This window comes from Acinetobacter beijerinckii CIP 110307 (assembly GCF_000369005.1).
Classification (GTDB): domain Bacteria; phylum Pseudomonadota; class Gammaproteobacteria; order Pseudomonadales; family Moraxellaceae; genus Acinetobacter; species Acinetobacter beijerinckii.
In genome coordinates this window covers 759,757-773,455 of sequence record NZ_KB849765.1, presented here as the reverse complement: position 1 = coordinate 773,455, position 13,699 = coordinate 759,757, and the positions used below count along the sequence as shown (strand labels likewise).

General features: G+C 40.1%; 12 protein-coding genes. 10 read left to right on the top strand and 2 right to left on the bottom strand.

The window, feature by feature from the left end; translation table 11 throughout:
* The first annotated feature begins 277 nt into the window (after window positions 1-277).
* From F933_RS09180 to F933_RS09150, 7 genes are all read left to right on the top strand, one after another.
* On the top strand, window positions 278-1,276 hold the full coding sequence (locus F933_RS09180; protein ID WP_005060551.1) for a sulfonate ABC transporter substrate-binding protein: 999 nt from the start codon (window positions 278-280) through the stop codon (window positions 1,274-1,276).
* 67 nt (window positions 1,277-1,343) lie between these two features.
* On the top strand, window positions 1,344-2,324 hold the full coding sequence (locus F933_RS09175; RefSeq protein WP_005060546.1) for a sulfonate ABC transporter substrate-binding protein: 981 nt from the start codon (window positions 1,344-1,346) through the stop codon (window positions 2,322-2,324).
* 17 nt (window positions 2,325-2,341) lie between these two features.
* Window positions 2,342-3,517, top strand: a complete 1,176-nt coding sequence (gene ssuD / locus F933_RS09170) for an FMNH2-dependent alkanesulfonate monooxygenase (RefSeq protein WP_005060544.1) — start codon at window positions 2,342-2,344, stop codon at window positions 3,515-3,517.
* Window positions 3,514-4,317 carry an aliphatic sulfonate ABC transporter permease SsuC gene (gene ssuC, locus F933_RS09165; RefSeq protein WP_005060542.1) on the top strand — a complete coding sequence of 268 codons (804 nt, stop codon included), beginning with the start codon at window positions 3,514-3,516 and terminating at the stop codon, window positions 4,315-4,317. Before ssuD ends, ssuC begins: the two co-directional genes overlap by 4 nt.
* A gap of 15 nt (window positions 4,318-4,332) precedes the next feature.
* Window positions 4,333-5,133, top strand: coding sequence for an ABC transporter ATP-binding protein (locus tag F933_RS09160; RefSeq protein ID WP_005060540.1), 801 nt, complete (start codon window positions 4,333-4,335; stop codon window positions 5,131-5,133).
* A gap of 240 nt (window positions 5,134-5,373) precedes the next feature.
* Complete coding sequence (locus F933_RS09155; protein ID WP_005055432.1) at window positions 5,374-5,985, top strand: TetR/AcrR family transcriptional regulator; 612 nt, start codon at window positions 5,374-5,376, stop codon at window positions 5,983-5,985.
* 207 nt (window positions 5,986-6,192) lie between these two features.
* Window positions 6,193-7,206, top strand: coding sequence for a DUF4238 domain-containing protein (locus F933_RS09150; RefSeq protein ID WP_005060538.1), 1,014 nt, complete (start codon window positions 6,193-6,195; stop codon window positions 7,204-7,206).
* A gap of 99 nt (window positions 7,207-7,305) precedes the next feature.
* Here F933_RS09150 and F933_RS09145 read toward each other — a convergent pair whose 3' ends face one another.
* On the bottom strand, window positions 7,306-7,872 hold the full coding sequence (locus F933_RS09145) for a phosphorylase family protein (RefSeq protein WP_005060536.1): 567 nt from the start codon (window positions 7,870-7,872) through the stop codon (window positions 7,306-7,308).
* A 63-nt stretch (window positions 7,873-7,935) separates the two neighbouring features.
* Entirely contained in the window at window positions 7,936-9,069 is a 1,134-nt protein-coding gene (locus F933_RS09140; RefSeq protein ID WP_005060534.1) for a TDT family transporter, read from the bottom strand.
* Between the two features lie 207 nt (window positions 9,070-9,276).
* Between F933_RS09140 and ribF the strand changes: the two genes are divergently transcribed.
* The 3 genes from ribF to lspA are packed head-to-tail and all read left to right on the top strand — an operon-like array spanning window position 9,277 to window position 13,699.
* The gene (gene ribF, locus F933_RS09135; RefSeq protein WP_005060532.1) at window positions 9,277-10,278 is read left to right on the top strand and encodes a riboflavin biosynthesis protein RibF; all 1,002 of its coding nucleotides are present in this window, start codon (window positions 9,277-9,279) and stop codon (window positions 10,276-10,278) included.
* Between the two features lie 60 nt (window positions 10,279-10,338).
* Complete coding sequence (ileS, locus tag F933_RS09130) at window positions 10,339-13,176, top strand: isoleucine--tRNA ligase (protein ID WP_005060530.1); 2,838 nt, start codon at window positions 10,339-10,341, stop codon at window positions 13,174-13,176.
* A complete protein-coding gene (lspA, locus tag F933_RS09125; protein WP_005060527.1) occupies window positions 13,169-13,699 on the top strand; it encodes a signal peptidase II in 531 nt (176 codons plus the stop codon). The genes ileS and lspA overlap by 8 nt, the downstream gene beginning before the upstream one ends.

The following is a 13,699-nucleotide window of genomic DNA, read 5'->3' as shown; positions in this document are numbered from 1 at the left end:
TCATATAAAATCATATAAAATCATATAAAATCATATAAAATCATATAAAATCATATAAAATCATATAAAATCATATAAAATCATATAAAATCATAAACTTAACACTTATTAAGCCAGCTTCCATTATTCACTCCATAGATATAATTATGCATTTTTCTATTTTGCAATTTTCTTCATAAGCAAAGCCCGATTATTTATTTTTTTCGCAATAAAAAAAGTTTTAGCTTAGTCGCTCATCTTATTTAAATCGTTTGATTTGTCGGGGAGCACAACCAACATGGCTATTTCTATCAATCGTTCATGGGCGACATACACCATTATTGCAGCAAGTCTGGCGAGTTTAATGGGCGTTGCAGGTTGTACAAAAAAACCTGAGCAGCAACAGACCTCATCTACAAAACAAGAAACCACAACATTAAATATTGGCTTCCAGAAATACGGCATCTTGCCAATCGTGAAAGCAAAAGGTGAATTAGAAAAAAATCTAGCGGCTCAAGGTGTAAATCTAAAATGGGTCGAGTTTCCAGCAGGACCACAATTATTGGAGGGATTGAATGTTGGAAGCGTAGTTTTTGGTGAAGCAGGCGAAGCACCACCTATTTTTGCGCAGGCGGCGAATCCTAATTTGGTTTATGTAGCCAATCAACCCGCTGCACCAACAGCGGAAGCCTTGATTGTGCAAAAAGACTCTCCGATTCAATCCATTCAAGACCTGAAAGGCAAACGTGTCGCACTCAATAAAGGCTCGAATGTTCACTATTTATTACTGAAACTTTTGGAAGCAAATAATCTTACTTTAAATGATATTCAACCGATTTATCTTCCGCCATCAGACGCCCGTGCTGCTTTTGAAAAAGGAGCAGTCGATGCTTGGGTAATTTGGGACCCGTTTTTCGCCGCAGCAGAACATCAAATCCAAGCACGTGTGATTGCAAATGGTGAGCACTTGGTGAGTAATCATCAATTTTATTTGGCAGATCGAAAATTTGCTGAAACGCATCCTGAAGTACTGAATACTTTGGTTAATACTCTGAATCAAACCACAGATTGGGTTAAAACGCATCCTGATGATGCTGCAAAACTATTAGAAAAACCAACAGCACTTGAATTCGATATTTTGAAAACGTCGATCTCACGTATGGGCTTTGGTGTTCAACCGATCTCTGAAAAAGTCGCTAAAGAACAACAATATATTGTCGATGCTTTCTTTGCTCAGAAACTCATTCCGAAGCAACTCGTGATTCAAGATGCAGTCCTGAAAAATCAAGTGAAATAAATGCAGTTAGACAATGTACCTACAATTACATTGTCTAGCCCGTCAAAACAAATATAAGGAATTCACAATGCACTATGCTCAATCGAACAAGAATAGCTGGTTTAAACATTTAAAATATCTAGTGGTGATGACGAGCTTGAGTACAGCATTTAGCAGCTCAGTTTGGGCGATTGATCCTAGCGTGAAAGAACTAAGGATTGGTTTTCAAAAAAGCTCGATTAACTTTGCAATCGCCAAGCAGCAAAAGTTATTTGAGCAAGAATTTCCAAACGCCAAAATTAGCTGGAATGAATTTCCAGCAGGACCACAAATTTTGGAGGCTCTAGCGGTAGGGTCTTTGGATATTGGGGTAACAGGCGATACACCACCCGTCTATGCACAGGCAGCAGGCAAACCTTTATATTACTTTGCTTATGAGGCAGCGAAGCCACTTTCCTCAGCGATTCTAGTACCGAAGAATTCAACGCTCAAGCAACTGAAAGATTTGAAAGGCAAACGGATTGCTCTACAAAAAGGCTCAAGCTCACATTATTTACTGGTGCAGGCTGTTCGTAAGGCTGGATTGAAATGGAGCGATATTACGCCGATTTGGTTAACACCTGCTGACGCACGAGCTGCCTTTCAAAAAGGAGCAGTAGATGCTTGGGCCATTTGGGATCCTTACTATGCTTCAGCCCAATTGGAAGACCAAGCTCGGATAATCACAACAGGTAAGGGTTTGAGTCCAAATTATACTTTTTACCTCGCTGCACCGAGCTTCGTACAACAACATCCAAAAGCAACATTGGATTTAATTAAGCAAATCAATCTCGCAGATAAATGGGTGCAATCACATCAGATCGAAACGGCAAAGAACATTGGACAGAGTACAGGTTTAAATACTTCCACCAGTGAACTCTTTATTCAACGTCGCCCTCGCCCTTCTACTGCCGCTCCACTCAACAGTAAAGTGATCGCCGAGCAACAACAATTGGCAGACATTTTCACCCAGCAAGGTCTTATTCCCAAATCGATCAATATCAAACAGGCAGTTTGGCCCGCTCAATAATATATAGGAACATCGACATGAATATTTTTTGGTTTATCCCCACTCACGGTGACAGTCGCTATTTAGGCACCAGTAAGGGTGCACGTCAGGTCGATCATGCTTATATGAAACAGATTGCTGTGGCTGTAGATAATCTTGGATATGCAGGTGTATTGATTCCAACTGGACGCTCTTGTGAAGATCCCTGGATTACCGCCGCGAGTTTAATTGATGCCACCAAGCACCTTAAATTCCTCGTGGCGCTCCGTCCTGGGATTACCACTCCTGCACTCGCTGCTCGCATGGCAGCCACGTTCGATCGTCTCTCTAATGGCCGTATTTTACTGAACCTTGTTACTGGCGGTGATGAACAAGAACTGAAAGGTGATGGTCTGTATGAAGATCACAGTACCCGTTATAAAACTGCATCAGAATACGTAAAAATATGGCGTGAGATTCTCACTCGATCACATACAGGCAAGTCGTTTACTTTTCATGGTGAGCGCTTGAGCGTTGATGATGCTAAATTACTTTACCCACCCGTACAGCAACCTTATCCTCCGTTGTGGTTTGGTGGCTCTTCAGCAGATGCAACTGAACTTGCAGCAGAACAAGTGGATACTTACTTAACATGGGGCGAACCTCCTGCTGCGGTAAAAGAAAAAATAGAACACTTAAAAGCAAAAGCAGCAGCTAAAGGCCGTACCCTCAATTATGGAATTCGTTTGCATGTAATCGTTCGTGAAACCGATGCACAAGCTTGGGCAGCGGCAGATGAGCTGATTCAATATTTAGATGATGACACTATTGCCGCAGCTCAGAAAAAATTTGCACAAATGGATTCTGTCGGTCAGCAACGTATGGCAGCTCTACACGGCGGACGTAAAGACCAGCTTGAAGTCTCACCCAACTTATGGGCAGGAATTGGTTTAGTCCGTGGTGGCGCAGGTACAGCCTTAGTCGGTGATCCTGAAACAGTTGCGGCACGTATTCAAGAGTATGCCGATTTAGGCATTGATACTTTTATCTTCTCAGGTTATCCGCATTTAGAAGAGTCGATTCGTTTTGCAGAATTGGTATTTCCACTATTACCACTCAAAACAAGAGAGAAATTGGCACAACCACATTTAACAGGGCCTTTTGGTGAAATCATTGCCAATAACTATGTTCCAGATGTGAAAGAGCCAAAAACCTTGACTAAGGAGACAACATGAGTGCAAAGCTGCTTTTAGATCATGTTTCACGTGGAACACTAAGCATTGGTAAAGGTTTGCTCCCTTGGTTATTTCCAATTTTACTGGTGCTTATTTGGCAAATCGCATCGAGTAGTGGTTTATTGCAAAGTCGGATTTTACCTGCACCAACCGCTGTGGTCAGTGCTTTTTGGCACTTACTGATCAGTGGTGAACTTTGGCATCATGTCAAAGTCAGCGCAGGCCGTGCTTTACTCGGTTTGTTGATTGGCGGTGGTTTAGGACTGATTTTAGGGCTATTAAATGGTTCTTCTCGCATCGCATCCACGCTACTGGATACCACCTTACAAATGGTGCGCAACATCCCTGCACTTGCGCTAATTCCCCTGGTGATTCTGTGGTTTGGTATTGATGAAACCGCCAAACTTTTTTTAGTCGCCGTCGGTGTATTTTTCCCTATTTATATCAATACCTATCATGGCATCCGTTCGGTTGACCCTCAATTGATCGAAATGGGTAAAAGTTATGGTCTTAATCGTTGGCAGCTCTATAAAGAAATCATTCTACCGGGTGCAATGCCATCGATTTTGGTGGGTCTACGTTTTTCTTTGGGTTTAGTTTGGGTGTTATTAATTGTTGCAGAAACCATATCAGCTCAAGCAGGCATTGGCTATATGACCATGAACGCACGTGAATTTTTACAAACTGACATCGTTCTGGTTGGCATCTTGCTCTATGCACTGCTTGGAAAACTTGCGGATGTATTGGCTCAAGGCCTAGAGCGTTATTTATTGCGCTGGCATGCAGGCTATCAAAAGTAAAAGGGAGAAATCAAAATGAGTAACTTAAATTTAAACTTTTATGAAGATCATCGGCTTCAACCTGTCACGGAAACAGAAACAACTACAACCCCAGTGAATGGTGCAACGATTCTGATTGAACAACTCTATAAATTCTATGGTGATGTGAAAGTCTTAGAAGATTTAGACTTGAATATTCAGGCAGGTGAATTTGTTGCCATAGTAGGACGGAGTGGTTGTGGTAAAAGTACCTTACTTCGATTAATTGCCCAACTAGAAAAAGCCAGTTACGGCGAAATTAAATTCCAATCTGTTCGTAATTTCCGTGAAGGCATTACCAGTGATGATATTCGTGTGATGTTTCAAGATCCACGTTTATTGCCTTGGAAAAATATATTACAGAATGCACAATTAGGTTTACCAAAAGATAAATATCAACTTGCAGAAACACTATTAGAAAAAGTAGGTTTAAAAGAAAAGGCGAACCAGTGGCCGACCCAACTCTCAGGCGGTCAGCGTCAAAGAGCGGCTTTAGCGCGTGCTTTATCACATTCGCCAAGAATTTTATTGCTCGATGAACCATTAGGGGCTTTGGATGCACTGACACGCTTAGAAATGCAAACGCTGATTGAACGTCTTTGGAAAGAACAAGGTTTTACCGCGATCTTGGTGACGCATGATGTGAGTGAAGCCGTACAGTTGGCTGATCGCATCATTTTGCTTGACCAAGGGCATATTGCGCAGAGCTTTCAAGTGAATTTACCCCGACCTCGTAAGAAAAGTATTGCTTTTTCACAATTAGAACAACAAGTTCTCGATGCGGTTTTGGCAACTTAAACTGCATCTGCCCTCACAATCCGCACCATAAAAAAGCAAAAATGATTTTTTGATCTACGAGAGTAGAGCGAATTATTAACAAAATATGTAAATGTATTTTTAGATTTCAAGAATTATCAAACACATCGCAACAATTCATCTTGGAACTGTGTTTTTTTCGACAAAAAAACGTTGCCGTTGTGCACAAATCCGACAAATTATCTTACAATGTCAATGACATTTTTTGAATCAAGCTCGCAGATGGAACAGAAAAAAAGTACACAAAAGCGCAATCAACTGCTGAATGCTGCCCTAGATGTTTTTTCCGTCTATGGGTTTAGCGGTGCCAGTTTGGACGAGATTGCACAGCTTGCTAATATGCATAAGTCTAATATTTTCTATTACTATGAAAATAAAGAGTCCCTTTATGTTGAAGTGCTTACAACCGTTTTACAGAAATGGTTAGCACCGTTGCAAAATTTAGAATCTGAACTTGAACCTACCGAAGCAATTACGAATTATCTGACTCAAAAGCTTGAAAGCTCACGTGATCAGCCAAAGGCTTCGCGTTTGTTTGCATTGGAAATTATCCAGGGCGCACCGCATATTTTGCCGATCTTAAAAGGCCCTTTGAAGAAATTATTTAAACGTAAAACTAAAGTCATTCAAACGTGGCAAGAACAAGGCAAATTGTCTCAAGACATTGATCCTGAGTTATTAATTATTAATATTTGGGCGATTACACAAAACTATGCTGATTTTTCAACACAAATGGAAATGGTCACAGGTAAAACTCTGCGTAACCGTAGTATGTACCAACGTACCATCGAGCACACCGTTCACCTGATGCTATATGGAGTGATACCACGTTAAATTTTATTCCGTTAAAAGCCTTAATTTTAACGATTGAAATATAGAAAAAAAGCGACGTTGTAAGTCGCTTTTTTTTATTCAATGTATTATGAAAAAAATTGCTCTTGTCCGGAATAGCTTAGGTTACGATGGTGATACTTATGAAGTATCAAGTAAGGCGTATAATTTTAATTTCAATAATTCTTTAAAGTAACACTCAAAAATAAAATGGAATTAACACCTAAGCAATTAGAGTTAAAAAGAGAAAATCATTATGTATGGGCTAATTACTTAAGGAATTGGTCCTTAAATAGTTCAGATGTATGGTATACAACCAAAAAACTAAAAATCGCTAATGATAGCGTCAAAGCAATCGCCAAAGAAAAAGACTTCTATAGATACCAGTACATTACAGAACAACATTTACAGGTGATTTTATTTATATCAAAACAATCACCAGAAGAACTACAAAAGCATCATAGATCCTATCTAGAGACATTTTTAAAATTGCAAAAAGCAGAGTCCCTATATATAAAATCAGGAAAAACAGACAAGAAGGTTCTAGCTTATATTGAAGCTTTTAAGAGTAATACAATAGAAAATCTGCACACAGCACATGAGAAAGATGTTGAGGTTGTCCTAAAAGGCTTACAAAACTATGATTTAACAGTTTTAGATACCCCTGAAAATAGCTGTAAATTCATGAGCTATTGGGGACATCAAATTGCTAGAACCAAGCCATTCAGAGATAAAATCATAGCCAGTCAAGAAGACGAGCAGTTACAGAAAATCTATAAAGAATCTTGGTGGTTCATTAGTTATATGTTTGGTATGAATTTAGGGAAAAGTTTTTTTGAAACACGAAAAATTGATAAACATTGTCTATTAATCAATGAAACAAATGAAGATTTTATAACTTCTGATGATCCAATTATTAATGTACATGAAGCAATAAACGAAAATGATATGACTGTTCCAGCTGAAGATGAAGCCGACTTTTTTTATGCTATTTCTCCTAAACTCGGATATATGATCAATAGATCAGATCGCTTTAAAAAAGGTATAAATTACGTATCTATAGATTTTGTTAAGGAAATTAATAGAAAATTAGCTTTTAATGCAGATCAGTACATTATTGGTACTACTGAAAATCAATTAAAAATTTATAAAACACTTGTTGGGAAAAGGCTAAAAATCATAAAAGAAATAAAAAGTAGTTACGTTAATAAAGCCAAGATTTAACTCTGATTTAACTTAATGGCTGTTATGCAAATTTACCGAAACAACTATCTAATCATTAAATAGTTGTTTCGTACACACTACAGCGTTAGATCGTTGCATTTAAAAATGTGCCTGATACAGTGCTAATAGTTTTTGTGCACCAAGCAACAAATTCTCTTCCCAGTCTAAATGCGCAGTATCATTGGCACCATCAGTAATATACTTAACCGAAATCAAACGAACACCTAACTTTTGACAGACTTTGGCTAAAGCATAAGCTTCCATATCGACAAGGTTACAACTGATTTTTGGAATACCTGTTTCAAACGAATCACCTGTACCACAAATCCCTTTGGGTAAAAGCTCAAAATGGGGTTGGGTATGGATCTCCGCAGGAATTTCATCATCCATTGGAGTTACACCCACGGCAAAACCAAGTGGAGATACATCCATATCACGTTGTACAAAAGTAATCACCTCAACCAAACTATGTGCATCAAAGTGTGAACTGCCTGCACTGCCTAAATTGATCAGCGTTTTGCACCCCGTTTTTTGAATCACCTCAAATGCCTTGAATGCTGCATTAATTTTGCCAATTCCGCTGTAATGAACTTCAATACCTGCTTGCTCAAATAAACCTTTGGATTCATTCGGTAAGGCCATAATCAGAGCAATATCAGCATTCATAAAAAAGACTCGTTCAACTCAAAATAGAGACACAAAAAAGGTGTGCTTCGGCACACCTCGATATTATTGCATCTTCTGCTGTAAGGCGACCAAACAAGGAGAGAAAAATAATTGACCACTATACGCCCCTGCCAACGTTTTTTTCATCACCAATGCCCACAAACCAACCAACAATACACTTAAGATCACCGCCGCATACTGTAAAAAATCAATATTTAACTGATGTGCCAAGTTGAAGATCGCCAAGATAAAGACACCGAAGGGGAAAGTCAGTCCCCACCAACCTAAGTTAAATGGAATACCAGTACGCATATGGCGCAGTGTGGTCAAGATCGCAATCCCAAACCACCATAAGCCAAAACCTAATAGCACCAAACTTGCCACAATGCCCAAGGCTGGCAGTAATGTCGCTAAACCTTCGAAACCCATTGCCTGCATGATACGTGGCGATTGTTCACCCAGTAATAATAATGCTAATGCCCCTGTTCCAATTGGCCCTAAACATAACCAGCTAGAAATCGCGACTTCTTTTTCAGGTAACTGGTGTAAAGCTAGTCGTAGCATCAAAATGGTTAAGATTGCAAAAGCAGGTAATAATGAAATACCCCACAACACATAGCCTGTGATCAAGATGATTAATGCGTGCTGATCGGCTGCTAAATGTTGCAATAAAAGCCCTGCTGAACTCGCAGCAACCTCACAGGCAACGATGGGTAATAACCACACCGCAGTCATCCGTTGTAATTGATGATCTTGGCAGCTAAACATACAGAATGGCACCACCCACGCAATCACCACTGCAAGAACAACATCGATATACCAAAGATAAGTCGCAATCTGAACGGCAATATCACCATATAAATGCGTCCCAAAATTAAGAAAACCATTGGCAATCGTGGCTAAACCCATCGGGATCGCTCCGAGGAATAAGCTCATATTGGGGTGAGTAAAAATCTGCTTGGCTTCAGCAGGAAATAAGATCCAACGTAAGATATACAGCACGCTAAAGGTGCTAAATAACAAAATATTAAATTGCCATAATTTAGTCGCAAGTATAAATAACAGAGATGAAGCAAAAGGCAGCTGTGCTAAAATCATCGCCACCACACCCGTACCCATAGTTGCAGTAAACCAGTTTGGGGTAAAATGGCGAATTACATCGGTGCTCTGCTCTAGCTGATAAAACGGCTTTTTCATCTCTTTCTCAATATCAAGCGACTATGAAGCTATTTTAGGTCAATCACCAAATAAGAAAAATTGATTTATTTTTATTTAATGAATCAATTATACTTATAATAAAACTTTAAATATTGAAATTTCCGTGTGTAAAAACACAACAACAAGACGAAACGCTGAGAATATGGCAATATATAGCCTTTGCAAAATTCGCTGAATTTAACGCCCATGAAGTTGCTTCGTCTCAACGCATTATCGCCAGATTTTCAGTTGCCACCGACTGCGGTAACGATTGGCAATTTTGATGGTGTCCATCTTGGTCATCAAGCGATGATTAGCCAGCTCAAAACATTGGCAGATGCCAAAGGCTTAAAAACATTAGTGATGATTTTCGAGCCACAACCGCTTGAATTTTTTAAAGGTTATGATGCTCCACCACGTATTAGCTCGCTTAGAGAAAAAGTAGAATATTTAACAGAGCTCGGTGTAGATTACATTGCAGTTGCGAAATTTGATCAATATTTTAGAAGTTTAAATGCCACCGAATTTGCTGACTTACTCAAATTAAAACTCAACGCACAAAGCCTAGTACTGGGTGATGATTTCCATTTTGGCAAAGACCGCCAAGGTAATAGCGAATTCTTGCGTGATTACGGCTTTGATGTCACTAATTTAAATACCGTGGCTTTAAATGATGAACGCGTCAGTTCAACCCGTATCCGTCAGGTTCTACAAGAAGGTGATTTGGCATTAGCAGCAAAATTGTTGGGTCGCCCTTATAGCATTACAGGGCGTGTGCAATATGGCGATCAGATTGGACGTACCCTTGACTTTCCAACCATCAATGTTCGTTTGAACCGTCATAAACCATGCTTAAGTGGGATTTATGCGGTTGATGTAGTCTGTGAAAATGCCTCACTCACTGCAAAAACAAAACACGCTGATCCTGCTTTGAACGGAATTGCAGGCTATCAAGCTGACAGTTTATTTGGTGCAGGTCATGTCGGAACACGTCCAGCCATCAAACAAGAACATCCAGAGTGGCGATTAGAAGTACATTTTCCTGATGTTTCTGCTAATCTGTATGGCTTATTGATGCGGGTAACTTTCCTTCACTATCTACATGGTGAACTGAATTACCCTTCGCTTGAAGCACTCAAAGCTGGAATCGATGATGATGTGCAAAAATTACGAGACTATCGTGAACGCACACCAGAATTTCCTTTTTAAATTTAAATTTCATTTGTAATACATGTCAGTTTAGACTGATAAAACTGGAAGAAAACTTGCATGAGCGATAAGCAAACTCCTGAGAATGCAGTGGATTATAAAGCCACACTCAATTTGCCTGATACTGAATTTGCCATGAAAGCAAATTTGGCTGTGCGTGAAGCCAAATGGTTAGAAGAGTGGTATGCCGACAACATTTATCAGCAGATTCGCACATCGCGTATTGGTAAGAAAAAATATGTCCTTCATGACGGTCCTCCATATGCTAATGGTCAAATCCATTTAGGTCATGCAGTTAATAAAGTCTTAAAAGATATCATTATTAAAAGCCGTATCATGGATGGCTTCGATGCGCCTTATGTACCAGGTTGGGACTGCCACGGTCTGCCAATCGAACTTAAAGTTGAAGAAAAAGTCGGTAAAGTGGGTGTCAAAGTCGATGCCTCCACTTTCCGTAAAGCGTGTCGTGAATATGCATTGACGCAAGTCGAATTACAGAAAAAAGACTTTGTGCGTATGGGCGTATTTGGTGACTGGGATAATCCATACCTCACCATGAACTTCAAGCAAGAAGCAGACATTGTTCGTTCGCTTGGCGCAATTGCCAAAGCAGGTCATATCGAACCAGGCTTAAAACCTGTGAACTGGTGTTTGGATTGTGGTTCTGCACTGGCAGAAGCAGAAGTTGAATACGAAGATAAAAAATCAGATGCGATTGATGTTGGCTTTACGGTTGTTGATCTTAAAGATTTAAGCGCACGTTTAAATATCGACGTGCAAGATGTGACGGACATCGTGATTTGGACAACAACGCCTTGGACGCTTCCTGCAAACCAAGCAGTTGCAGTACATGCCGACATTGATTATCAAATTATCCAAGTTACAACTGACCACGGCTTGCAAAACTTTATTCTTGCCAAAGATTTAGTTGAATCAGCAATCGAACGTTATAAGCTCGAAAATTCAGTCGTACTGGCTGATTTTAAAGGTGCTGTGATTGAAAACCTATTATTGCAACATCCTTTAATTACTGATCGTCAAGTCCCAGTGATTGTCGGTGAGCACGTGATTGCAACCAGTGGTACGGGTGCGGTACATACTGCGCCTGGACACGGTGTGGACGACTATAAAGTAGGCTTACAATACAATCTAAAAGTCGATAATCCAGTCGGTGGCAATGGTGTGTATTTACAGACTGCACCGATTTTTGCGGGCGAGCACATTTATAAAGCCAATCCAAAAATTATCGAAGCATTAGGTGCTGTGGGTCGTTTATGGGCACATCAACCGATTAAACATAGCTATCCACATTGCTGGCGCCATAAAACCCCAATTATCTTCCGTGCGACACCACAGTGGTTCATCAGCATGGATGCCCAAGGTTTGCGTCAAACCGCACTAAATGCGATTGAAAATGACATCGAATTTGTTCCTGACTGGGGTAAAAATCGTATTCAATCGATGATTGAAGGTCGCCCTGACTGGTGTATTTCACGTCAACGTACTTGGGGTGTGCCAATCCCATTCTTTGTGCATAAAGATACCAATGCGTTACACCCGCGTACGCCTGAACTCATTGAAGAAGTGGCTCAACTGATTGAACAAGAAGGGATTGATGGTTGGTATAACCGTGATGCTAGCGATTTTATTGGTGCGGATGCTGAACAATACAATGCTGTACACGATACGCTAGACGTTTGGTTTGACTCTGGTACAACACATTACGCAGTATTGCGTGAACGTGAAGAATTACAGGATCCTGCTGATCTATATCTTGAAGGTTCAGACCAACATCGTGGTTGGTTCCAATCGTCATTGTTAACCTCAATTGCGATTAATCAACGTGCACCATATAAAGGCTTACTCACTCACGGTTTCGTGGTGGATGAGAAAGGTCGTAAAATGTCTAAGTCATTAGGCAATATCATCACCCCACAAGACATTATCAAAGATATGGGTGCTGATGGTTTACGTTTCTGGATTGCATCTGCTGACTATCGCTATGAAATGACCGCAGGTAAAGAAATCTTTAGCCGTGCATCAGATGGTTATCGTCGTATTCGTAATACCTTACGTTTCTTGCTGGCAAACTTGAATGGCTTCAAACCATCGACAGATGCATTACCAGTCAATGAATTGATTGCACTAGATCAATACATCTTACAACGTGCTGCTGATGTACAAAAAACCATTCAGCAAGCCTATGAAGAGATGAATTTCCACATTGTCACCAACGCATTGACCAACTTCTGTATCAATGACTTAGGTGGCTTCTATCTCGATATCATTAAAGATCGTCAGTACACCACCAAAGCGGATTCACAAGCACGTCGTTCTGCACAAACTGCGCTATATCATATCGTGCAAGCTTTTGTTCGTTGGATGTCACCAATCTTGAGCTTCACCGCACAAGAAGCTTGGCCATTGATTCCAGAGCAAACAGGTAAATATGTGTTCACGGCTGAGTGGTATGATATTCCAACTGCATCAACCGCAAATTTACTGTCTGAAGCTGATTGGCAAACATTGATTAGCGTAAAATCAGCAGTAAATAAACAGATTGAAGCCGCACGTAACGCTAAACTCATCGGCAGTAACTTGTCTGCAAAAGTCGAACTTTGGGCAGATGAAGCATTACAAAAACTGTTAAACCAATTGGCTGATGAATTACGTTTCGTGTTAATCACATCTCAAGTCATCGTTCACCCATATGCTGAACAAGGTGAAAGCACTGATCTCTCAGGATTACGTGTGAAAATTTCAGCTGCAGATGGTGAGAAATGTGTACGTTGTTGGCATGTATTGCCAGATGTGAATACACACGTTGGTCATGCTGGTTTATGCGCTCGTTGTATCGTCAATGTCACTGGTAGTGGCGAAGTGAGAAAGTATGCCTAATACACAAGCAAAAAAGGGCTTGTTCCAATTTTACCCGCACAACTTACTTTGGCTTGGACTTTCAGTTCTTGCCATTGTGTTGGATCAATGGACCAAATGGATTGCAAGCTCACATTTAAACTATGCAGACCCTGTACCTGTATTGCCTTTTTTAAATTGGACTCTACTTCATAATTATGGTGCAGCATTTAGCTTTTTATCTGATGCTGGTGGTTGGCAACGTTACTTTTTCACCTCATTGGCTGGCTTCGTTTCAATCATTTTCGTATTTTGGTTGATGCGGATGCCAAAGACACTGGTTATTCTACCAATGGCGATTGCGCTGATCTTAGGTGGTGCTATAGGGAATTTAATTGATCGTGTCAGCTTGGGCTATGTGGTCGATTTTATCCATTTTTACTATCAAAATAGTCACTTCCCTGCTTTTAACCTTGCAGATAGTGCGATTACATTGGGTACAATTTTGCTGCTAATCGATACTTTCTTCCTTGAGAAGAAACGCAGCCAAAACGCGGATGCATAA